Consider the following 23,429-nt stretch of genomic DNA (forward strand, 5'->3'; position numbering starts at 1 on the left):
TGATTTATTTTTTGATTCGGCAAATCTAATTTTGGAACGCAAATGACGCTGCTACAATAGATTTACACGGATTTTATTAATTTAAAAAGATGTTGTTATTTATACTAAAGCCCTAGCCCTGATAATAGTGAAAATCCTTTTTTGAGGTTTTTTTTACCGAAAAAAGATTGCAACGGATAGCAGGAAATAGCTCCTTATTATTATATACTTAAGTGCGATTGCTTCGTTCCTCGCAATGACTTATTCTACCCAAGATTTGTAGTATTGTCCATCGTCAAGTCCCATTGCTTCTTCGGTTACCATTAACGGGCGAAATGTATCGACCATAACGGCTAATTCGTGTGTTATGGTTTGACCAATGCTGCGCTCCATTGCTCCTGGTGCAGGTCCGTGCGGAATTCCTTTTGGATGTAACGTAATGTGACCTTGCTCAATATTATTGCGACTCATAAAATCACCGTCTACATAATACAAAACCTCATCGCTGTCGATGTTGCTGTGATTATAAGGTGCCGGAATTGCTTTTGGGTGGTAATCGTACAATCTTGGAACAAAAGAACAAACTACAAAAGTTGCTGTTTCGAATGTTTGATGCACTGGTGGCGGTTGATGCACGCGACCTGTTATAGGTTCGAAATTGTGAATGCTAAATCCATAAGAAAAATTGTAGCCATCCCAACCCACAACGTCAAAAGGATGTGTGGCATATACAATTTCATGCATCATGCCTTCTTTTTTGATTTTGATAAGGAAGTCTCCTTTTTCATCATGTGTTTCTAACTCGTTTGGCAAAATAAAATCGCGTTCGCAAAACGGAGCATGTTCCAGATGCTGACCTGATTCGTTTTTATAGCGTTTTGGAGTATAAAATGGCGCAAATGATTCGACGTAAAACAATCGATTTTCTAAAGTATCAAAATCGATTTGATAAATAATTCCGCGAGGAATAATCAGATAATCTCCATATTTAAAAGGAATATTTCCCATCATGGTACGCAATTTTCCTTTGCCTTTGTGAATGAAAATCATTTCATCGGCATCGGCATTTTTATAGAAATACGTACGCAACGATTGTTTTGGCGCTGCTAATCCAATGGTGCAATCTTTATTGACCAACATGGCTTTGCGACTATCCAGAAAATCGTCTTCGGGTTTTAACTCAAACCCTTTTAAGAGTAACGATTTTATGTTTTTTCCAATTGCAATTTTTGGTTCAACAGAATAGGAATTAAGAATTTCCTTTACTTGTGTTGGTCTGTGAACATGATATAATAATGACGAATGGCCATGAAAACCCTCGGTTCCAAAAAGTTGCTCGTAGTACAAACCGCCGTTTGGTTTTTCGAATTGCGTGTGTCTCTTTTGGGGAAAACTTCCCAATTTATGATATAAAGGCATAATTTTTTTGTTTAAAAGTGTAACAATTTAAAGTTGAGATTACTTTATAATGTGCTATGTTAAATCAAAAAAAGGGTTCTCACTCAGGATTTCTCTTGATGAGGAATTGAAGATAATCTAATAAACCTAGCCATTTTGTTTTCATTATAACAAATATCGGAATTATTATTGAAATAAATTATAATTAAAACAAAAATCCAATACTAAACCAAGTATATCCTTTTGTGTTTTCAGGAGACCAGGAATGTTTTATTTCTATAGGACCAATTACCGTTTCCAGACCATACCCAACCGCATATCCTGAATACTTGGGAACCGAAACCCAATTTACAGATTCGAAAATTTTATCTCCAATATTGGCGAAATTTGCCGAAAAGTTAAAATGGTTATTTTTGTAAAATTCATAGTCAATAGTTCCTGTTGATTTTATATAACTATTGGCAGCCACACTTAAAAAATCATAGCCATAGAAATACTTAAAATTATCTATAGGAGTATACCCATACCCTCCTAAAATAAAATTAAAAAAGGAGACGCTTTCGTTTCCAAATGAGAAACCAGCATCTGTTTGAATCTTGATTGTTACATTCTTAAAAATTGTTGTGGCTATACCAAAATCAGCTTTAGCGATAGAGAACGGTTTGAAATCTCCCGTATAATTTGAGGAAAGCAAATAGGATTGAACATCACCTGAAAAATACCATCCTTTTTTAGGAAAATATTTATCGTCAAACGAATCGTATTTTGCATATCCAAAAACACTTAAATAATTACTTTTATCAATTATTGGATCTACATTGGCCAAAGTTTCTGATTTTATTTTTAAAAATTTAAGCTCGACACCACCTCCAACCAAAAATTTTTGAACAAATAAAGATTGAAAATAAGCTTGATTAGTCAAGTCCGAGAAATCAACATTAATTGAATTCACATTATTTAAATTCAAATTACTAATTTCTTTTGCTACATTTCTATTAAACTGATTGAATTGGGATTTAAAACCAAAACTCAAATTAAATCCGTTTTCAATATAATAATCTAAATTGTATCGAATATTATCTCCTAAAACAATATCAACTGATGCTATATCATTTTTAAAGAGAGTTTTTTTACGGGTTAGATTAACCAAAACACCACTCTTAAACAGACCATCATAATGCAACCCAAATTTCAAATAGGTCTTTGTAGGATTTTCTTTCAACGTCATATTTAAGTCATCATGTTCATTATTCGCATCTAACGAATACGATATCGTACTAAAATTTTGAGTTGCATTGATGTTGTTTATTCCCTTCAACAAACCATTGTATGTCGTTTTAACACCTGGCTTAAATCTTAATTTCCCAACAACATAATCTTGCGTGTAATTGTCCAGTTCATTGCAATTTATGTTTTCAATTTGCAAACTGTCCGTAACTATTTTTAATGCTGGTTTCTTATATGGATTTGATTCATCAACTAATAATTTTAGTTTTTCAAAAACAGAGAATGTTGCTTCTTCTCCTTTTCTAATGATTTCTTGTCCTTTATCAAATGAAATGACGCCATAGTTTTTTATATCCGGCTTTATATAGATGTCCGTTTCTTTGACATTTTTCTTCATTCTTTCTATAGATTGAAGATTGGTGATTTGAACCAGAATTCTTGTTGCATTTTTTAGTTGCGTTCTATCTAATAAATCATTTTGAACATCAACGCCTATTATAATATCCGCACCTAATTTTCGTACCTCTTCAATAGGATAATTATTAGCAACACCACCATCTACCAATAATTTTCCATCAATTTCAACCGGTGAAAATAACGATGGAAAAGCGGAACTGGCAATCATAGCCTGAGCCAAATTCCCTTTATTCAACAAAACTTGTTCTCCTGTTTCTATATTGGTACCAATACATAAGAAGGGAATTGGTAATTTATTAAAATCCTTGATGTGTCTAACATTTCTGGTAATTCTACTCAATAGGTTATAATTGTACATTCCTTTAGACAACGCTTCGGGAATACCTATTTTTAGATTATTAAAAGGCAAGACTAACGCGTATAATTCGTCATTTCGTTTTTCATAAAAATTTTTAGAAGATCTGGGAATGAAATCGTTTAATAATTCATCAAAATTTGTTGATTGAAAAATAGAATCAATCTGGCTTGCATTATATCCCGAAGCATAAAGTCCGCCAATAACTGCTCCCATACTGGTTCCGCCAATGTAATCAATTTTGACACCTGCTTCTTCAAGCACTTTCAAAACGCCAATATGAGCAAATCCTTTTGCTCCACCACCACTTAAGACCAACCCTATTTTTGGTCGGTGTTGCTCTTGCGAAAACGCAGTTAAACTAGTACAAAAAACGATGAATAACAGCGTAATTTTCTTCATAAGTAGCAATTTGGTGGCAATAGAATTTGGCGGCAATTAATTATCATTTTCCACAAATTCAACAATCTAAATTAATCATTCATTTGATGTTTTGTAAAATTCGGTAATTTTTTTGGCTTTTGATACACCTATAACGTCAGAAATTTCTTTTTCTGACGCTAATTTCAATCTTTTAACACTTTTAAAGTGCTGAATCAAAGTCAACATTGTTTTTTCTCCAATACCAGGAATGCTTTCTATTGAAGAATTTAGCGCTGCTTTACTTCTTTTATCTCTGTGATGCGTAATCCCAAAACGGTGTGCTTCGTTGCGCAATTGCTGGATTACTTTCAAGGTTTCTGATTTTTTATCTAAATATAACGGAATAGAATCTCCTGGATAAAAAAGCTCTTCCAGTCTTTTGGCTATTCCAATTATGGCTATTTTCCCCCGCAAACCCAATTCATCAATACTTTTTAGTGCCGATGATAATTGCCCTTTCCCACCATCAATAATTATTAAATTAGGCAAAGGTTCATTTTCATCCAGCAATCGTTTATATCGTCTGTAAACTACTTCGGTCATTGACGCAAAATCATCCGGTCCTTCGACCGTTTTTATATTAAAATGGCGGTAATCCTTTTTACTGGGCTTTCCATCTTTAAAAACCACACAAGCCGCAACGGGATTCGTTCCTTGAATATTCGAGTTATCAAAACATTCTATGTGCCTTGGCTCCACCGGCAATCGCAAATCTTTTTGCATTTGCGCCATAATCCTTTTCGTGTGCCGATCGGGATCTACAATTTGCAGTTGTTTTAATTGCTCAATGCGGTAAAACTTAGCATTTCGAATGGATAAATCCAAAATTTGCTTTTTATCTCCCAATTGTGGGACCGTAATTTTTATGTTTTCACCCAAGTCAACAGGAAACGGAACGATAACTTCCTTGGACAACAATTGAAAACGCTCTCTCAATTCGATAATCGCCAATTCCAGTAATTCTTCATCGGGTTCGTCTAATTTCTTTTTGATTTCCATCGTATGCGAACGAATAATCGAGCCATGAGAAATTTGCAGGAAGTTCACATAAGCCGCACTTTCATCCGAAACAATCGAAAACACATCGATATTGGTAATCTTTGGATTTACAATCGTAGAATGCGATTGGTAATTTTCCAGAACTTCTATTTTTTCTTTGATTTTTTGCGCTTCTTCAAAATGCATATCTGCAGCCAAATTCGTCATGACCCGTTTGAAATCTTTCATGCTTTCCTTGAAATTCCCTTTCAAGATTTCGCGAATTGCATCAACCTGTTTTTGATAATTTTCTAAAGTTTCAAAACCTTCACAAGGTCCCATACAATTCCCAATATGATACTCGAGGCAAACCTTGAATTTCCCGCTATCAATATTGCTTTTACTCAAATCATAGTTGCAAGTCCGCAGTGGGTATAACTCTTTAATCAGTTCTAAAATAGTATTCACCGTTTTGAAACTCGTATAGGGACCAAAATATTCCGAGCCATCTTTAACCATTCTTCTAGTAGCAAATATGCGCGAAAAAGGTTCTTTTTTAATACACAACCACGGGTAACTTTTGTCATCTCGTAACAGTACATTGTAACGGGGCTGCAAGGTTTTTATAAGGTTATTTTCCAATAAAAGCGCATCCGTTTCCGTAGGGACCACAATGTGTTTTATGGTCACAATTTTCTTAACCAATACATTCGTTTTGGCCGTATCATGAATTTTATTAAAATAGGAAGAAACCCTTTTTTTTAAATTTTTGGCTTTGCCTACATACAAAATCTTCCCTTCCTTATCATAATATTGATATACACCGGGATTATCAGGCAAAGTCTGTATTTGTAGGGCTAAACTTGTTGGATTCATGTAACAAAGTTAATCTCAAAAATCCCGAAATACAAATCAATACCCTTGAAATCTTTCTGATGAAAGTTTTATCAGAATTTTACTTTCTAATTCGTTATTATCCTTATTTTTATATTTTCAAGAACTTATGATAAAAAATAATTCCGCACCAATAGTCATTTTTGGCGAAAGCATTATTCCCGGCGAAAGTAAAACCATCAATGTGGAAATTGCACGACTTCATACTACAACAAAACTAAATATTCCAGTCATAATAAGAAGGTCCAAAATTGACGGTCCCGTAGTCCTTTTTTCAGCTGGAATTCATGGTGATGAAATTAATGGTGTCGAAATTGTAAGGCAACTTATCAGCAAAAAAATAAACAAACCAAAAAGAGGCACAATCATCTGTATTCCTATAATTAATGTATATGGATTTGTAAATAAAGCCCGTGAATTTCCTGATGGCAGAGATTTAAATCGGGTTTTTCCAGGAAGTAAAACTGGTTCTCTAGCCAGTAGATTCGCTTTTCATATTTTAACGGAGATTATGCCAATTGTACAATATGCCGTCGATTTTCACGCAGGTGGCGCCAGTCGTTTCAATGCGCCTCAAATTCGTCTTACCCAAAACAATGAAGCCTTAAAAATACTGGCCGATGTATTCAATGCGCCGTTTACTTTATATTCTAAAAATATTTCAGGATCTTTCAGGAGTTCCAGTGAGAAATTGAATGTCAAAATGCTGCTTTTTGAAGGTGGAAAATCCCTTGATATCAATAACGATGTTGCTGACGAAGGCGTAAATGGAGTTAAACGATTATTAGCTCATCTTGATATGCTGGATCCAAAACATTTTGTTACTAAACAAAAAACACCTTCCATTTATATTGAAAAATCGGGCTGGATACGAGCCAAATGTTCTGGATTATTGCACGATTACGATACGATTGGAAAATTTGTAAAAAAAGGAACCATTCTTGCCACCATAACAGATCCTTTTGGAAAATTTGAACGAAAAGTAAAAGCGCCAAATGACGGTTATGTAATCAATGCCAATCATTCGCCTATTGTTTACGAAGGCGATGCTATTTATCACATGTCGAATACTAACGAAGAAGATGAAGAATAAAAAAGAACTAAGAATAAAATACAAAGCCTTGCGAAATTCACTTTCTGAAAATGAATTGGAAGAAATGAGTTTGGCTATTGCCAATAAAGTACTGCAACTCCCAATTTGGGAGAAAACCTATTTCCATATTTTTCTTCCTATTACGGAACTCAGGGAAGTCAACACTGAATTTATTCTACACTTATTATCCGGAAAAGACAAGGAAATTATCATTTCTAAAAGCGATTTTGACACCAGAAACATGACTCATTTCCTGTTGACTGATAATACTAAAATCAAAAAAAACGAATACAATATTCCAGAACCTGTTGATGGCATTGAAGTTCCAGCGCATAAAATTGATGTAGTTTTTGTACCGCTTTTGGCTTTCGACAAAAAAGGAAATCGAGTGGGTTACGGTAAAGGATTTTACGATAAATTCTTATCGGAATGCAAACCGGATGTAATCAAAATTGGTCTTTCTTTCTTCGACCCTGAAGAATTGATTACAGATGTTTTTGAAAGTGACGTGAAACTGGATTATTGCGTTACACCGAATTTAATTCACTCTTTTTAATTTTGAAAGCGTACTTTCGTAAACAAAGCCCAATTAAAGCTATGAAAAAAATTCAGTACTCCAGATTTGCAACAATTATTTTAATTGCTGTATTTGCCCTTTCACTATCTAACTGTGCTGTTAGAGTAGGAACAAACTCGAACAGAACCTCTTATAAGACTAAAAGAATTCCACCAGGACAAGCCAAAAAAATGAATGGAGATAAAAGCGCTAAACGTTATGCTCCGGGACAAAACAAATAAATCCAATAAAAAGAAAAAGACCTATTCAAATTATGAAATAGGTCTTTTTTATTTTGTGAAGTAGTGATTTAAAAATTTATGCAGTTTTATGATGAAATGCCTTCTTATTGAAAAAAATCAAGATTCCTACTCCTGTAGAAATGGCCATATCGGCAACGTTGAAAATAGCATTGAAAAAAGTAAATTCTTTTCCGCCCCAAACTGGTATCCAACTTGGTAAAACTCCATGCCAAAAAGGAAAATAAAACAAATCGACAACTTGACCATGAAACCAAGTTCCATAAGGTTTGTCAGTAAATAAAGTAGCCAATTGCTGGTGACTGTCGTCAAAAATAACTCCGTAGAAAACAGAATCTATGATGTTTCCAAAAGCACCTGCAAGAATTAATGCAATGGCAACAATTAAGTAATTAGAACTGTGTTTTCTTTCAACAGAATCCCATAGCCAATACCCAATTCCACCAACGGCAACCAATCTAAAAAGTGTCAGGAATAATTTTCCATACGCTCCCGGGATTTTAGTTCCCCAAGCCATCCCTTCATTTTCGATAAAAAGAATTTTGAACCATTTGAACACTTCAACTTCTTCGCCTAAAATAAAATTAGTTTTGATGTATATTTTTGAAACTTGATCAACAAGTAATATGATAAAAATAAGGAGATACGCTTTTCGTAATGACATTTTATAAATTTTAATGGCGCAAAAGTAACAATTTAATCAAAAAAAACGCTCCCAATGGAGCGTTAAATATTGTTTAACAAGAGGTTTATCGTTGCAAGTTTTTTGCTTCGATACTCATTGTAGCGTGAGGAACGATTTTCAATCTTTCCTTCCCGATTAATTTACCTGTTACTTTACAAATTCCGTAGGTTTTATTTTCTACACGGAAAAGTGCATTTTTCAAATCGCGAATAAACTTTTCCTGACGGATTGCCAGTTGTGAGTTTGCTTCCTTTGACATCGTTTCGCTTCCCTCTTCAAAGGCTTTAAACGTAGGCGAAGTATCATCAGTCCCATTATTCAAATCATTCATGTAAGCACTTTTTATCAAATCTAAATCTGCTTGTGCTTTTTGAATTTTGTTAAGGATTATCTCTTTGAACTCTGCTAAATCAGCGTCAGAGTATCTTGCTATTTCGTCTACCATCTTTATTATATTATTTTGAAATTAATATCATTGTTTTTATTTCGTCAAACTCAATTTCCGTACCGTTTTCTATTTCATCTACAAAAACCAAATCGCTGGTTAATGTTTCTGATTTTATATACGCTTCATTTTTAAGAATCGCCTCTTCTAAAAGTCCATTTCTTTTCAGTTGAACTTTAATTTTATCGGTAACTTCAAATCCTGAATCTTTACGGATATTCTGAATTCTGTTTACTAATTCTCTGGCAATTCCCTCTTGTTTTAATGCTTCAGAAATTGTAATGTCAAGCGCAACCGTTATTCCGTTAGAATTGGCTACCAGCCAGCCTTCAATATCTTGTGATGTAATTTCTACATCTTCTAATGTTAAAGTTACGTTATTTCCTGCAATAACAATATTCAGGCTTCCTTCCTTGTCCAACTGACTGATCTGCTCTTTAGAAAACCCTTGTATTTCCTTAGAAATCAAGCCCATATCCTTTCCAAAACGTGGTCCGAGCGCTTTAAAATTCGGTTTAATTTGTTTCACCAAAACACCCGAAGCATCATCCAAAAGTACGATTTCTTTTACGTTTACCTCTGCTTTTATAAGGTCGGAAATGGCCTCAATTTCAGCCCTCTGATTCTCGTCAAGTACCGGTATCATTACCTTTTGCAATGGTTGACGCACCTTTATCATTTCCTTTTTACGGAGTGATAAAACCAGTGATGAAATGGTCTGCGCCTTCTGCATTTTGCTCTCTAACATTTTATTAACAAAGTTTTCAACGTGTTTTGGAAACTCCGCCAAATGTACACTGTCGTACTTTTCCGACTGTGTTGCTAAAGTTAAGTCTCTGTAAAGTTTGTCCATAAAGAACGGAGCGATTGGCGCACCCAGTTTACTTATAGTTAACAAACACGTATATAAGGTTTGATAAGCCGCAATTTTATCCTGTGCGTATTCCCCTTTCCAGAAGCGTCTTCTGCACAAACGAACGTACCAGTTACTCAAGTTTTCCTGTACAAATTCAGAGATTGCACGAGCCGCTTTTGTTGGTTCATAATCCGCATAATAACTGTCAACATCCTTTATCAAGGTATTCAATTCCGAGATAATCCATTGATCAATTTCCGGTCTTTCATTTAACGGAATCTCCGCTTCCTCAAATTTGAAACCATCAATATTGGCATACAAACTAAAGAACGAATACGTGTTATATAATGTTCCAAAGAATTTTCTGCGAACCTCAGCAATTCCTTCTAAGTCAAATTTCAAATTGTCCCAAGGATTCGCATTCGAAATCATATACCAACGCGTCGCATCAGGACCATACTCTTTTAATGTTTCGAATGGATCAGCGGCATTTCCTAAACGTTTGGACATTTTTTGCCCGTTTTTGTCTAAAACCAATCCGTTAGAAACTACATTTTTATACGCTACTTTATCAAAAACTAAAGTCCCGATAGCGTGCAAGGTATAAAACCAACCACGTGTTTGATCGACTCCTTCTGCGATAAAATCAGCAGGAAAATCTTTGTTTTCGTCTATTTTATCTTTGTTTTCAAAAGGGTAATGCCATTGTGCATAAGGCATGGAGCCCGAATCAAACCAAACATCAATCAAGTCCGCTTCACGCGTCATCGGTTTTCCAGAAGCTGAAACCAACGTTATTTCATCGACTACATTTTTATGTAAATCAACTAAATCATAATTCGTTTCCGCCATATTTCCAATTTCGAAACCTTTGAAAGGATTTTCTTTTTGAAAACCTGCAGCGATTGATTTTTCAATTTCATTATATAATTCTTCAACGGAACCTATTAAGATTTCTTCGGTTCCTTCTTCGGTTCTCCAAATTGGTAAAGGAATTCCCCAAAATCTTGAACGGGATAAATTCCAGTCATTGGCATTTTTCAACCAATTCCCAAAACGCCCTTCTCCTGTAGCTTTTGGCTTCCAGTTGATGGTTTCGTTCAAGTCGAACATTCTGTCTTTAACTTCCGAAATTTTTATAAACCAAGAATCCAAAGGGTAATATAAAATAGGTTTGTCTGTTCTCCAACAATGTGGGTAACTGTGGACATATTTTTCTACCTTGAAGGCTTTATTTTCTTCTTTTAATCGAATAGCAATCTCAACATCTATAGAACGCTCCGGCGCTTCACCATCATTATAATATTCGTTTTTTACATATTTACCGGCATATTCACCCATGTGCAAAGTGAATTTTCCTTGTAAATCTACTAATGGAACTGGAGTTCCATTTTCGTCAAGAACTAGCATTGGAGGAACTTCTGGCGTAGCTTCTTTAGCCACTTTTGCATCATCAGCACCAAATGTTGGCGCAGTATGCACAATTCCTGTTCCATCTTCGGTAGTAACGAAATCCCCTGAAATTACTCTAAAAGCATTTTCCGGATTTTGGTATGGTAATACAAATGGCAATAATTGTTCGTAACGAATATCAACCAAATCAGCTCCTTTGCATTCAGCCAAAATCTGATACGGAATTTTCTTGTCGCCTTCTTTGAAATTTTCAAAATCAGCTGGTTCAGCACTTTCGAAGAAACCTTTCCCGAATTGTTTTCCAACTAAATTCTTAGCCAAAATCAATGTTGCCGGACGAAACGTATATTGATTGAATGTTTTTACTAAAGCATATTCAATTTTTGGACCTACAGTCAAAGCCGTATTACTAGGCAATGTCCAAGGCGTTGTCGTCCAAGCCAAGAAATAGATTTCGTCTAAATCCAAAGCTTCTAATTTGTAATGCTGTAAGTTTTTTGAAGTGATATAATCGTAAAACTTAGAAAACAATAATTCTTTGTGTGCGTCAATAACTTTAAATTGTGCCACAACAGTAGTATCCGTTACATCACGGTAACTTCCCGGTTGGTTTACTTCATGTGAACTCAATCCAGTTCCAGCTTTTGGAGAATACGGTTGGATTGTGTAGCCTTTGTACATCAAATCCTTGTTGTAGATTTGTTTCAAAATCCACCAAACCGTTTCCATATATTTGGATTTGTACGTCACATATGGATCTTCCATATCAACCCAATACCCCATTTTTTCAGTCAAATCATTCCATACATCGGTATAACGCATCACGGTTTTTTTACACGCTTCGTTGTATTCTTCGATGGAAATAGTCTTTCCAATATCTTCTTTGGTGATTCCTAATTCTTTTTCAGTACCCAATTCCACAGGCAATCCGTGAGTATCCCAGCCTGCTTTACGCTTCACTTGAAAGCCCTTCTGAGTTTTATATCTGCAAAAAATATCTTTAATTGCACGCGCCATTACGTGGTGAATTCCTGGCAATCCATTTGCCGAAGGCGGACCTTCAAAAAACACAAATGGTGGGTTTCCTTCACGAGTGGTTACACTTTTCTCAAATATATTTTCTTTCTTCCAAAAATCAAGTACTTCTGACGCTACAGTTGGTAAGTCAAGTCCTTTGTATTCAGTAAATTTTGTGCTCATTTTATCCTTTTCTAAATCGAGGTGCGAAAGTAAGGAATTTTGAATAAAAGAAAGAAAAGAAGAGGAAAAATAGACGAAATTGGACCGATAATTCGATAAAATGGAATCAAAATATCCTTTTATTGCTTTCTAAGAGAAAACTTCTTTCAAAACGTCTAAAGATTTTGGTTTTTTAAAGCCGTCCAAGTGAAAACTGTAGTAATCAATCAGTATTCTTAAAACCATTTGTCTTTCAATGACATGGAATATTTTTTGATTGTTATCGAATTTCAAATCAATCAGTTTTTTGAATAAATTACTTTCATGTTCCGTAAGCGAACTGATAGCATGAAAGGGCGTAAAAACGCCTTCGTTCATTTCGAAAAAAGGCATATCCATATCAGAAATATCAGGATAAAAGCCCAAATATTTTGTGGTTTCCAATAATAAAATCAAATGAAAGTTAGCAATTTCAGCGTGGTTATCCAACCAATGCAAAGCAGTTTCCAGAAAAGTAAACAAGTGCTCATTTTTTTCTTCTTCATGAATCGAATGGTGCAACATTTCCGAAATAAACATCACAATCGTACTTTTATAAATATCCGAATGAATGGAATGAAAAGGAGAAGCGATTTTTATTTCCTTGAAATTTTCCAAAGTGCCTTTATTCTTATGAACCGCTTCAATTTCAAGAATGGTCAATGGTTGAAAATAAGCAATTTTTTGATTGGCTTTCCGGGAAGAAAAAGCATCCCGAACAAAATAAGATTTCAAACCATGCGACAGCGTGAAGCATTTCACAATCAAGCTTTTTTCTTGAAATTTTAAGGATGAAAGTACGATGGCTTTGGTTTTTACGAGCATTTTTAGGTGTTGGTTTTAAATCTTCTAAAACCCAGAATTATCTTATTATCATTACTTTTTTAACTTTCGTTTCCACTCCGTCTTGTGCCGAAATAAATATCATATACACCCCCGAAGCGACTTTATATTTCCCAAAAGCGGTGGTATCCCATTCTATTGTTCCGCCTTCGGAAGTGGTTTCATAAACCAGATTTCCTTCAATATCGGTGATTTTAATATTGGCTTTATCCAGCAACCCGGCAACTTTAACGGTTCCTTGATATTCAGGTCGCACTGGATTTGGGTACACATACGCATTGCTTAAATCTTCATTGGCAGCAGTCGAAACCCCTTTGAAAGAAACTAAACCTTTGGCGGTAGCGATAAAAACCTCACCTGTTACGCTATTGATATCAATGTCATTTATAACATTACTGGGCAAAGGGGAATTGCTGGTCGTAAAATGATATTTTGTTTCTTGACCGTTTGGCGACACTAAAAAAACACCTGAATCTGCTGTACCAATCCATTTATTATTTGCTCCGTCAACAACAATATCAGTAATAAATTGCTCGTATAATAATTCTTGTGCCAAGTTATCTTCTAAAATAATTATGGAATTGGTCGTTAATTTATCTTCAGACAAGAAACTTCCAACATTTGATAAAATTCGTAATCCTTTTGCGGTTCCTATCCAAAGTTGGTTTCTGGTATCTACAGCAACGGCTCTTACGTCAGCAATAGGCAGATTCCCAGTATCAGTACCTGTTGTTATTTTTTTAAATTTATTGTTACTTTCGTTAAAACCAATAATACCATCTCTATTGGTGGTTAGCCATTTCGTTCCATTTTTATCGATTGCCATTCTTCCAAAACTATTGTCAATCGCTAAATCAAGAATATTATCCATCGCGTAACTTTGCCATTGACCGCTAGATTTCAATACTTTCAATCCGTTTTTTATTCTGCTATTAGTTACCCAAAGATTCCCGGATTTATCAAATGCAGCTCCGTTTATTCGAACATCAATATAATTTGGACCCACAAATGTTAATGATTCTAAACCACTATTGGTTTGATTGTATAAAATTTTCGGTTCATCATTTTCAATTTTCAGCAATCCTGAAAAAAAAGAACTCACATACACTTCGTTTTCATTACTGGGATTAACCGTGATTCTGGTCATAGATTTAGCTCCCAAAACTTTCTCATAGGGAATATTCAACCATCCTGTTGCGCTAAATTTACTCACACCATAACTATCTAAATCATACGGATTGTAATCTACTGTATAATCCCCATAAACGGTCCAAAGCGAATTTGATGTCGCTTGAAGCGCAAATATATTATTCCGTGAAGGACCAATTGGAGTTGTATTTTCGAAAGTCGCAACTGAAGAAATTGAAGTGGTAATCAATCCGTCTTCTTTTGTTCCAATAAAAATGGTGTCACCTATTATTGTAGCACAATTAAAACTCGGAGTGCTTGCTGTAATTTGGTTTGTGTTTATTTGGCGCACCAAAACCATCTGACTGTTGTAAATATAAATACTGTTTAGAGTCGTTATTATCAAATAACCGGCAGTTGCTCTCATATCCAAAGCGGGTGATGAAAGCGCTAAATATCCCATAAACAAATTAGCACTCGCATCGTATTTATGAATGTATCCTGAAGCATTAACAGCAAACAAATCTGAACCTAAGGTTGCCACGCCAGACCAGTTTCCAGCAGCGATAGTTTCCCACTGGCTAAAATCCACTAAGTTTTTATTGCTTATATCGGCTCTTTTTACACCGTTATTAGTAGCTGCATAAATAAATCCATTAAATAATGTTGTTTGGTTCACTATTATTTCAGCGCCATTGGTACCAATAAAGTAGGTATCACCAAATTGCATGGTAGCCAAATTGAATTGAACAATTCCAAAATCACAGGAGACATAAGCAATGCCTTCAAATTCCATGAAGTGATTGATTTTTTTTATGTTTGAAGGAAGTTGTTTATTTATAATATCGACCACATTGAGCATGGTTCCATCAACTTCGTTGATGACTATTAACAATCCGTTTTTGTATCCTACAATTGTTTTATTGAATGTTGCACTGTGGTATAATGCCGAAATGGTTTCTCCGGAAAGTCCATCGATGGTATTGGTAGTTTTAATCTGGCTTGTTGCTATATTTTTAGAAAATAAAGCATTTTCTGAAGCGGCAAAAACTGCAGTTGTAGATTCTGAAACGTCTTTAATTTCATTATAAGAGAAATATCCTTGCCACAACAGATTACTTTGGGCAAAACCCATTTGGATAAAAAGTAAAAGCAAAAAACATAAAACGCTCTTTTTCATTATTTGCAGGAATATTGGTTTACAAATATAGAACAAACGGAAGTATTAGAATTTTGTTACACAAAAAAAATGCCTTCTATCCTTAATATCGGTAGAAGGCATTTTAAATTATAATTAAACCTGATTTATACTACTCCTTGAGCTAGCATAGCATCGGCTACTTTTACAAATCCTGCTATGTTGGCTCCTTTTACATAATCAACATAACCGTTAGCATCAGAACCATATTTCACACAAGAAGCATGAATATTCAACATAATTCCTTTCAATCTTTCATCAACTTCTTCAGAACTCCAACTCAATCTTAGTGAATTTTGAGACATTTCCAGACCTGAAGTTGCAACTCCACCAGCATTAGATGCTTTTCCCGGAGCAAATAATAATTTTGCTTTTTGAAAAACAATTACTGCATCTGGCATCGTAGGCATATTAGCTCCTTCAGCAACACAGATACATCCGTGCGCCACTAAAGCTTTTGCTTCGTCTTCATTCAATTCGTTTTGGGTAGCACATGGTAATGCAATATCACATTTCACATCCCAAGGACGTTTTCCTGCAATGTATTTTGCATTTGGATATTTAGTTACATAATCACTGATTCTACCTCTTAACTCATTTTTGATTACCATTACGTGAGCTAGTTTCTCTGCATCAATTCCATCAGCATCATAAATGTATCCTGCAGAATCTGACATAGTAACTACTTTTCCACCTAATTGAGTTGCTTTTTCAGTAGCATATTGCGCCACATTTCCTGAACCGGAAACAACAACTGTTTTTCCTGTAAAGCTATCTCCTTTTGTAGCTAACATGCTTTGAGCAAAATAAACTGCTCCGTAACCTGTAGCTTCTGGTCTAATCAATGAACCTCCAAATGAAATTCCTTTCCCAGTTAAAACACCAGTAAATTCATTTCTGATTCTTTTATATTGACCAAACATATACCCTACTTCTCTTCCACCAACACCTATATCTCCAGCAGGAACATCAGTATCAGCTCCTATATGTTTACACAATTCCGTCATAAAACTTTGACAAAAACGCATCACTTCATTATCTGATTTTCCTTTTGGATCAAAATCAGCTCCTCCTTTTCCACCACCCATAGGCAATGTAGTTAAGCTATTTTTGAACGTTTGCTCAAAAGCTAAAAACTTCAAAATACTTAAATTAACTGAAGGGTGAAAACGAAGTCCTCCTTTATATGGTCCAATTGCAGAATTCATCTGAATACGATATCCTCTATTCACTTGGATTTCTCCTTTGTCATCAATCCAAGTTACACGAAATGTAATGATACGATCCGATTCGACCATTCTCTCCAAAAGCATTTTGTTCTGGTATTTTTTATTTTCTTCTATAAAAGGAATTACTGTTTCAGCAACTTCTAAAACTGCCTGCATAAATTCAGGCTCGTTAGGGTTCTTTTTAGCAACCGCTTCGATAAAAGTAGTAATACTTTGTGACATAATAATTAGATTATTAACGTTTAAGAAAACGTTTTCGTTAGTGTGTACAAAGATACATCTTAAAGGAATATTGCAGCTTTTTTTTTGACATTATCAACAGAATTATCTTTTTATTAAGCAATTATAAAGAAATCTACTTTTGAAGCCCCATTTGTTACGAAAACGTTGTAGTTTTCGTAAACAAACAAGAATTTGGTTACTTATATTTAATTTTTAGTTTATTTTAATTAATGCATGATGTTTTTATATATTTGTCAAGATTTGAAATTTACATCTGATGATCAAACAAACCATACTTACTTTATTTATTTTATTTGGCTTTTCAAATAATACAAATGCGCAATTTGGTTTTTCGCATGAAGTAGGAGTTATATTTGGTCCTGTAGCCTTTCAATCTGATTATGGAGAACGTCACGATTTAAACACAAACTCTGGAAATACTGGAATTGGAATTGGAATCATTCATTATTTAAATTTCTCTTACAAAGCTGAATGTAACTGTTATACTCCCGAAACTTATTTTAACGACCATTTTAAATTAAGATCAGAACTTTCGTATAATAAAACCGAATTGAAACATTTTGGAGAATGGGTAGAACCAAATAAAACTTCCCTTGGTGCGGATCAATTACGAGCTATGCGAGGAAGTACCGCTGTAACTAATATAGGAATGCAACTGGAATATTTTCCATTAAGCATTCGTGATTTTACCTCAAGAATTGGTAGTTTAGGTCCATTCATAAGCCTTGGAGGACAATTCAGTTATTACAATGCCAAAGCTTATTCAACAATGGGGCCTTTAGGGACACCTTTAACCACTTTTCCTAAATATTTAACCCCTACAGATGGTCGCCCTTATGGTTTTTCTACTGAAGGAGGGTCGGTTTGGTCAGTCGTATCAAGTGTAGGAACCCGTTATAAACTTACTCCTTTACGAGATTTAATGATTGATTTAAGATTTCAATATTATTTCTCTAATTGGGTAGACGGATTAAATCCAAATCCGGCACTTTACAAAGAAAACAAAGCTAACGATTGGTTGGTTTGGTTAAATGTTGGATATATTTATTACTTACAATAGCAATTACAATCCTTTATAAAAAACAAAACCCCAATTCTGAAGTTTAGAATTGGGGTTTTGTTGCCTTCCTCACCCCAACCCTCTCCAAAGGAGAGGGAGGAAATCGGACTGTTTATTTTTATAAATTTACGCTAACGCTTGTTTCAAATCTTTGATTAAATCTTCGGCATCTTCAATACCAACGCTCAATCGAACCAAATCATCAGTAATTCCAATTGCTGCACGTTTGTCTTCCGGAATCGATGCATGTGTCATCAAAGCCGGGTGATTGGCTAATGATTCTACTCCGCCTAAAGATTCGGCCAAAGTGAAAACTTTTAGTTTTTCAAGAAAGTCAATAGCATCCTCCTTTTTACCCGAAACAAAAGTAAAGGAAACCATTCCCCCAAAACCACTCATTTGTTTTTTGGCAATTTCATGATACGGATGGCTTGGTAATCCTGGATAATAAACCCTTTTAATTTTTGGGTGGTTGCTTAAAAAAGCCACTACTTTTCCACCGTTTTCACAATGTCTTTCCACACGTAAATGCAAGGTTTTAATTCCCCTAAGAACCAAAAAACTGTCCATTGGCCCAAGTGTGGCTCCAGTCGCAAATTGTTGAAAATGCAATTGTTCTCCCAGCGCTTCATCTTTTACGATCAATGCTCCAGCGATAACATCAGAATGCCCGCCAAGATATTTAGTTGCCGAATGCATGACAATATCAGCGCCTAAGTCTAATGGTTTTTGTAAATAGGGTGTTGCAAAAGTATTGTCAACTGCAAAAAGGATTTTCTTCTCTTTGGTGATTTTAGCAATCTCCTGAATATCGGCTAATTTCATCAATGGATTGGTTGGCGTTTCTACCCAAACCAATTTCGTGTTTTCATTGATTAATGACTTGAATTTCTCCATGTCATTCATATCCACAAAATGGAATTTTATGCCTGAATCTTTATAAATACGGGTAAACATTCTATACGTTCCACCATATAAATCGTCCATCGCAATGATTTCGTCACCTGCTTTGAAAGAACGTAAAATACAATCTGTGGCTGCTAATCCTGACGAAAAAGCCAATCCTCGTGTTCCGTTTTCAATACTTGCCAATGCATTTTCGAGTGCTGATCTGGTAGGATTTGCAGCTCTACTGTATTCATAATCCGGATTTATCGGGTGTCCGGGACTTGTTTGCACAAATGTTGACGTTTGATACACCGGAGGCATAACTGCTCCTGTACTTGGATCATGGTGTTGACCACCGTGAATAACTTTAGTATTAAATTTCATATCGTTTAATTTTCAAATGCTGAATTGTTTTACAAATTTACCTTTTAATTTATTCTAACCAAGCCGCAAGTTGATACCTTTGTATATAATTAACAATTTTGAAATGAAGCACTTTATAATTTTTACTCTATTACTTTTTTCTGCGGCGCGTTGTTCTAACGAATTAGCTTTTGAAGAGCAATCTTTTCAGAAAAAAACGACTTTGCCTTGCAAGGAAAATTGTCCTCAGATAACTGTAAAAATTCCGGTTGCAAAAGATGTTCCCGTTGTTGCGGACAGCATCAATAAAAAAGTGTTTTCAGTATTGAAGGAGATTATTTATTTTGGCGAAAAGCCATATACTTCTACTAATTATAATGGATTGTTGACTTCGTTTATTGATTCCTATGAAAAACTCCAAAAAGAATTTCCGAAAGACACTTTTGGTTGGGAAGGCAAAATTGAAGGAAGTGTAAAATACCAATCGGATAGTATTTTGAACATCGAAATCAAACATTACACCTTTACCGGTGGCGCTCATGGCTATGAAGGATTGCGTTCGTTAATTTTTAATCCAGAAACTGGGAAATATATTCCGAACAATCAATTGTTTAAAAACAAGAATGCTTTTATGGCTTTCGCCGAAAAAAAATTCAGAGCCAAATATAAAATCCCGGAAAACAAATCTATAAACGCAACTGGGTTAATGTTTGAGGATGAGAAATTTTATCTGCCACAAAATATTTTCTATACCGATAGAGGATTGCTTCTTTATTACAATTCCTATGAAGCGGCATCGTATGCGGATGGCCCAAAAGAACTATTATTATCATACAAGGAAGTGAATGATTATTTGGTTGCAAAATAACCAAGACTTTCCTTAAGAATTATAAGGCGCTAGAAATTGTAATATGTCAGCTCCAATAACAATAAAAAGATTGAAACGAATAGCGGGTAACTCCTAAACAAACTTTCGGATGCTCATCATCATTCCGGTGTGAACGGCCTCATGATAGACGTTGAAAGAAATGGCATCTTCGGCAGTTTTTATCGTAAAACCGTTCATGGTAGTGAATTCCTGAAAATGTTCGAATACTTTGTTCTCTAAATCGGCTTTGGTTTGATTGATGGTTTCAAAAAGCAATGATTGAATTTCATCAACATCAGCTTGTGTTGCGTCTTGTTCCGGCTTAGTTCCTCTTTTATATTTTTCGACCATTTCATCCGAAATCATCATAGGCAAACCCGACAGTTTGTAAACCAACATCTGTTGAACCACTACAATATGACCAATATTCCAAATCAAATTATTGCTATAGCCAGCAGGAATTGTATTGAGTTGCTCTAATGTATATCCTTGTAAAAACTTTGACAAGGTGTTTCTACTGTTTTCGGTAATAGGGAATGTTTGATACATTTTTCGAATTTTTTGATAAAAATAATCATTTTCCGTATCAAATGATTTTTCTTTGCACAAAGAAATTGCTATTTACATGGACAAAATATATTATCTCGCTTCTTGCGATACCTGCAGAAAAATTATAAAATCATTACCGAAAGACCATGATTTTAAGTTTCATGACATCAAACAAGATCCTATTACAGCGGAGGAATTGGAACAAATGCGCGAACTTTCCGGAAGTTATGAAGCGCTTTTCAGCAAAAAAGCACAACTTTATAAATCAATGGATTTGAAGAATAAATCTTTAACCGAAGATGATTACAAGAAATACATTCTGGAGCACTATACGTTCTTAAGCCGTCCTGTTTTTATTATCAACGACAAGATATATATTGGCAATACACAGCAAAACATGTTGCAAGTAATGAAAGCTTTGGCATAGGCCAAAAACCATCAAAATCACAACAAAACCATCAGTAATTCACCTCTTTGGGTGTTCGGTGGCTTTTCCTTATCTTTGACCTCTTTTAGAAAATTATATGATACAATCAATGACGGGTTTTGGTAAAGCGACTTTGCAATTACCAACCAAAAAAATCACGGTAGAAGTAAAATCCTTAAACAGTAAAGGTTTGGATTTGAATGTGAGAATGCCTTCTCTTTACCGCGAAATGGAATTGGGTTTACGCAACCAAATTGCCCTAAAACTGGAAAGAGGAAAAGTGGATTTTTCTATTTTTATCGAAAGTACCGCGGAACAAACTTCGACGAAAGTCAATGTGCCCATTGTAAAAGCATACATCAACCAGTTGAGAGAAGTCTATGCTGATGCTGATGAAACCGAACTAATGAAAATGGCCATTCGCATGCCGGATACCATGAAAATAGAACGTGATGAAATTGATGAAAACGACTGGATACAAATCCAAACCGTTATCGAAGAAGCATTACAAAACATCTTAACCTTTAGAAGAGATGAAGGAATGTCTCTTGAAAAAGAATTTCAATTGCGAATTGGCAATATCCGTCAATACATGACCGAAGCTTTAGCACTTGATCCAGAACGTGTTCAGGCGATAAAAGACCGTTTGCAGACTGCAATTTCAGAACTAAAAGTAAATGTTGATGAAAATCGTTTTGAGCAGGAACTAATTTATTATTTAGAGAAATTAGACATCACCGAAGAAAAAGTGCGCTTAACCAATCACCTTGATTATTTCCTTGAAACTATCAACGGTACCGAAGCCAATGGTAGAAAACTAGGTTTCATTACTCAAGAAATGGGACGTGAAATCAATACGATGGGTTCTAAATCGAATCACGCACAAATGCAAAAATTAGTCGTTCAGATGAAAGACGAATTGGAAAAAATCAAAGAACAGGTATTGAACGTTCTATAAGTCATAACCTGCAAGGTTTTTTTACCTTGTAGGTTTCTACAATAAATTAGACCTACAAGGTTAAAAAAACCTTGCAGGAAAACATAAATAGATACTGAAATAAATTCAGCATAAAATGAGTACAGGAGGAAAATTAATCGTTTTTTCAGCACCATCAGGATCGGGGAAAACTACCATAGTTAGGCATTTATTAAGCAAAGAAGATTTGAATCTTGAATTTTCTATTTCGGCAGCTTCCCGCGCACCAAGAGGCGAAGAAACAAATGGAAAAGATTATTATTTCATGTCGACCGAAGAATTTAAAAAGCACATCAAAAACGAAGACTTTCTGGAATGGGAAGAAGTGTATCGCGACAATTTTTACGGAACTTTAAAAAGCGAGGTAGAACGCATTTGGGACAAAGGAAAAAACGTGATTTTTGATATTGATGTATCTGGCGGATTGCGTATCAAACATAAATTCCCCGAAGAAACTTTAGCCGTTTTCGTGAAACCACCGAGCGTGGATGAACTAAAAAGAAGACTGAAAGAACGTTCTACTGAAAGTGAAGACAAAATCAATATGCGCATTGCAAAAGCCTCGGTTGAACTGGCAACAGCACCGCAGTTTGATGTTATTATAAAAAACTACGATTTAAATATTGCTCTTGAGGAAGCATATCAATTGGTAAAGAACTTTGTTAACGATTAAAAGATTGAAAAATTAAAGAATTGAAAAATTCAAAATTATTTCTAATCTTTAAATAAATCATTTAATTTTTTAATCTTTAAATTAATGAAAATAGGGCTGTATTTCGGAACGTTTAATCCCATTCATGTTGGGCATCTCATCATTGCCAATCACATGGCGGAACATGCCGATTTAGACCAAGTGTGGATGGTGGTTACGCCTCACAATCCCTTGAAGAAAAAAAGTACTTTACTTGATGATTACCATCGTTTGCAAATGGTACATCTTGCCACCGAGGATTTCCCAAAAATCAAACCTTCGGATATTGAATTTAAGTTATCACAGCCCAATTACACAGTGAACACTTTAGTTTATTTACAAGAAAAATTTCCGAATTACGAGTTCTCCTTAATCATGGGCGAAGACAATTTAAAATCTTTGCATAAATGGAAAAACTACGAAGCAATTCTGGCACATCATGAAATTTATGTCTATCCTCGACTTTCAAGTGAAGCTGAGAACCTAATGTTTAAGGACCATCCAAAAATTCACATGATCGATGCTCCAGTTGTTGAAATATCGTCAACATTTATTCGGGATAATATTAAGAAGGGAAAAAATGTGCAGCCTTTGTTACCGCCAAAAGTTTGGGAATATATTGATCATAATAATTTTTACAGGAAGTAATAATATCGTTTTATTCTATTCTTGTCAGGTTGAGCGCAGTCGAAACCTTTTTTTAATTCAACTGTCAAAAAAGAATCTCGACTGCGCTCGATTTGACATAAAAACTATAGTGCTTTATGAT

20 protein-coding genes are annotated in these 23,429 nt (G+C 35.0%); 9 read left to right on the forward strand and 11 right to left on the reverse strand.

Annotated features, from left to right (window positions below):
- Positions 1-240: 240 nt before the first annotated feature.
- The 3 genes from ACM55H_RS00480 to uvrC form a co-directional block, all read right to left on the reverse strand.
- Positions 241-1,398, reverse strand: coding sequence for a homogentisate 1,2-dioxygenase (locus ACM55H_RS00480; protein ID WP_416834633.1), 1,158 nt, complete (start codon positions 1,396-1,398; stop codon positions 241-243).
- Positions 1,399-1,582: 184 nt separating this feature from the next.
- Positions 1,583-3,778 carry a patatin-like phospholipase family protein gene (locus ACM55H_RS00485; RefSeq protein ID WP_416834634.1) on the reverse strand — a complete coding sequence of 732 codons (2,196 nt, stop codon included), beginning with the start codon at positions 3,776-3,778 and terminating at the stop codon, positions 1,583-1,585.
- Between the two features lie 75 nt (positions 3,779-3,853).
- The gene (uvrC, locus tag ACM55H_RS00490; RefSeq protein WP_416834635.1) at positions 3,854-5,653 is read right to left on the reverse strand and encodes an excinuclease ABC subunit UvrC; all 1,800 of its coding nucleotides are present in this window, start codon (positions 5,651-5,653) and stop codon (positions 3,854-3,856) included.
- 127 nt (positions 5,654-5,780) lie between these two features.
- Between uvrC and ACM55H_RS00495 the strand changes: the two genes are divergently transcribed.
- The 3 genes from ACM55H_RS00495 to ACM55H_RS00505 are packed head-to-tail and all read left to right on the forward strand — an operon-like array spanning position 5,781 to position 7,562.
- Positions 5,781-6,764 carry a succinylglutamate desuccinylase/aspartoacylase family protein gene (locus ACM55H_RS00495; protein WP_416834636.1) on the forward strand — a complete coding sequence of 328 codons (984 nt, stop codon included), beginning with the start codon at positions 5,781-5,783 and terminating at the stop codon, positions 6,762-6,764.
- A complete protein-coding gene (locus ACM55H_RS00500) occupies positions 6,754-7,320 on the forward strand; it encodes a 5-formyltetrahydrofolate cyclo-ligase (RefSeq protein WP_416834637.1) in 567 nt (188 codons plus the stop codon). Before ACM55H_RS00495 ends, ACM55H_RS00500 begins: the two co-directional genes overlap by 11 nt.
- Before the next feature lie 41 nt (positions 7,321-7,361).
- Positions 7,362-7,562, forward strand: coding sequence for a hypothetical protein (locus tag ACM55H_RS00505; protein WP_416834638.1), 201 nt, complete (start codon positions 7,362-7,364; stop codon positions 7,560-7,562).
- A 76-nt stretch (positions 7,563-7,638) separates the two neighbouring features.
- Here ACM55H_RS00505 and ACM55H_RS00510 read toward each other — a convergent pair whose 3' ends face one another.
- The 6 genes from ACM55H_RS00510 to gdhA form a co-directional block, all read right to left on the reverse strand.
- On the reverse strand, positions 7,639-8,244 hold the full coding sequence (locus ACM55H_RS00510; RefSeq protein WP_416834639.1) for a lipoprotein signal peptidase: 606 nt from the start codon (positions 8,242-8,244) through the stop codon (positions 7,639-7,641).
- An 85-nt stretch (positions 8,245-8,329) separates the two neighbouring features.
- Positions 8,330-8,710 carry a TraR/DksA family transcriptional regulator gene (locus ACM55H_RS00515; protein ID WP_082014118.1) on the reverse strand — a complete coding sequence of 127 codons (381 nt, stop codon included), beginning with the start codon at positions 8,708-8,710 and terminating at the stop codon, positions 8,330-8,332.
- Positions 8,711-8,720: 10 nt separating this feature from the next.
- Entirely contained in the window at positions 8,721-12,179 is a 3,459-nt protein-coding gene (ileS, locus tag ACM55H_RS00520) for an isoleucine--tRNA ligase (RefSeq protein WP_416834640.1), read from the reverse strand.
- 129 nt (positions 12,180-12,308) lie between these two features.
- Complete coding sequence (gene recO, locus ACM55H_RS00525; protein WP_416834641.1) at positions 12,309-13,022, reverse strand: DNA repair protein RecO; 714 nt, start codon at positions 13,020-13,022, stop codon at positions 12,309-12,311.
- 37 nt (positions 13,023-13,059) lie between these two features.
- The gene (gene porZ, locus ACM55H_RS00530) at positions 13,060-15,348 is read right to left on the reverse strand and encodes a type IX secretion system anionic LPS delivery protein PorZ (RefSeq protein WP_416834642.1); all 2,289 of its coding nucleotides are present in this window, start codon (positions 15,346-15,348) and stop codon (positions 13,060-13,062) included.
- A 125-nt stretch (positions 15,349-15,473) separates the two neighbouring features.
- Positions 15,474-16,817 carry an NADP-specific glutamate dehydrogenase gene (gdhA, locus tag ACM55H_RS00535; RefSeq protein WP_416834643.1) on the reverse strand — a complete coding sequence of 448 codons (1,344 nt, stop codon included), beginning with the start codon at positions 16,815-16,817 and terminating at the stop codon, positions 15,474-15,476.
- 277 nt (positions 16,818-17,094) lie between these two features.
- Between gdhA and ACM55H_RS00540 the strand changes: the two genes are divergently transcribed.
- Entirely contained in the window at positions 17,095-17,898 is an 804-nt protein-coding gene (locus ACM55H_RS00540) for a THC0290_0291 family protein (protein WP_416834644.1), read from the forward strand.
- A gap of 126 nt (positions 17,899-18,024) precedes the next feature.
- Here ACM55H_RS00540 and ACM55H_RS00545 read toward each other — a convergent pair whose 3' ends face one another.
- Positions 18,025-19,170, reverse strand: coding sequence for a cystathionine gamma-synthase (locus ACM55H_RS00545; protein ID WP_416834645.1), 1,146 nt, complete (start codon positions 19,168-19,170; stop codon positions 18,025-18,027).
- 103 nt (positions 19,171-19,273) lie between these two features.
- Between ACM55H_RS00545 and ACM55H_RS00550 the strand changes: the two genes are divergently transcribed.
- Positions 19,274-20,017: a DUF3298 and DUF4163 domain-containing protein gene (locus ACM55H_RS00550; RefSeq protein WP_416834646.1), complete on the forward strand. Its 744-nt coding sequence runs from the start codon at positions 19,274-19,276 to the stop codon at positions 20,015-20,017.
- Positions 20,018-20,110: 93 nt separating this feature from the next.
- Here ACM55H_RS00550 and ACM55H_RS00555 read toward each other — a convergent pair whose 3' ends face one another.
- On the reverse strand, positions 20,111-20,566 hold the full coding sequence (locus ACM55H_RS00555) for a DinB family protein (protein ID WP_416834647.1): 456 nt from the start codon (positions 20,564-20,566) through the stop codon (positions 20,111-20,113).
- 76 nt (positions 20,567-20,642) lie between these two features.
- Here ACM55H_RS00555 and ACM55H_RS00560 point away from each other — a divergent pair, with 76 nt between their 5' ends.
- The 4 genes from ACM55H_RS00560 to nadD all read left to right on the forward strand — a co-directional run bounded on the left by ACM55H_RS00560 (position 20,643) and on the right by nadD (position 23,308).
- Positions 20,643-20,993 carry an arsenate reductase family protein gene (locus ACM55H_RS00560; RefSeq protein WP_416834648.1) on the forward strand — a complete coding sequence of 117 codons (351 nt, stop codon included), beginning with the start codon at positions 20,643-20,645 and terminating at the stop codon, positions 20,991-20,993.
- Positions 20,994-21,090: 97 nt separating this feature from the next.
- On the forward strand, positions 21,091-21,951 hold the full coding sequence (locus ACM55H_RS00565) for a YicC/YloC family endoribonuclease (RefSeq protein ID WP_416834649.1): 861 nt from the start codon (positions 21,091-21,093) through the stop codon (positions 21,949-21,951).
- Positions 21,952-22,066: 115 nt separating this feature from the next.
- Positions 22,067-22,642, forward strand: a complete 576-nt coding sequence (gmk, locus tag ACM55H_RS00570) for a guanylate kinase (protein WP_416834650.1) — start codon at positions 22,067-22,069, stop codon at positions 22,640-22,642.
- Between the two features lie 84 nt (positions 22,643-22,726).
- Positions 22,727-23,308: a nicotinate (nicotinamide) nucleotide adenylyltransferase gene (nadD, locus tag ACM55H_RS00575; RefSeq protein WP_416834651.1), complete on the forward strand. Its 582-nt coding sequence runs from the start codon at positions 22,727-22,729 to the stop codon at positions 23,306-23,308.
- Positions 23,309-23,429: the final 121 nt, after the last annotated feature.

This window comes from Flavobacterium cryoconiti (assembly GCF_048158645.1).
Classification (GTDB): Bacteria; Bacteroidota; Bacteroidia; order Flavobacteriales; family Flavobacteriaceae; genus Flavobacterium; species Flavobacterium cryoconiti.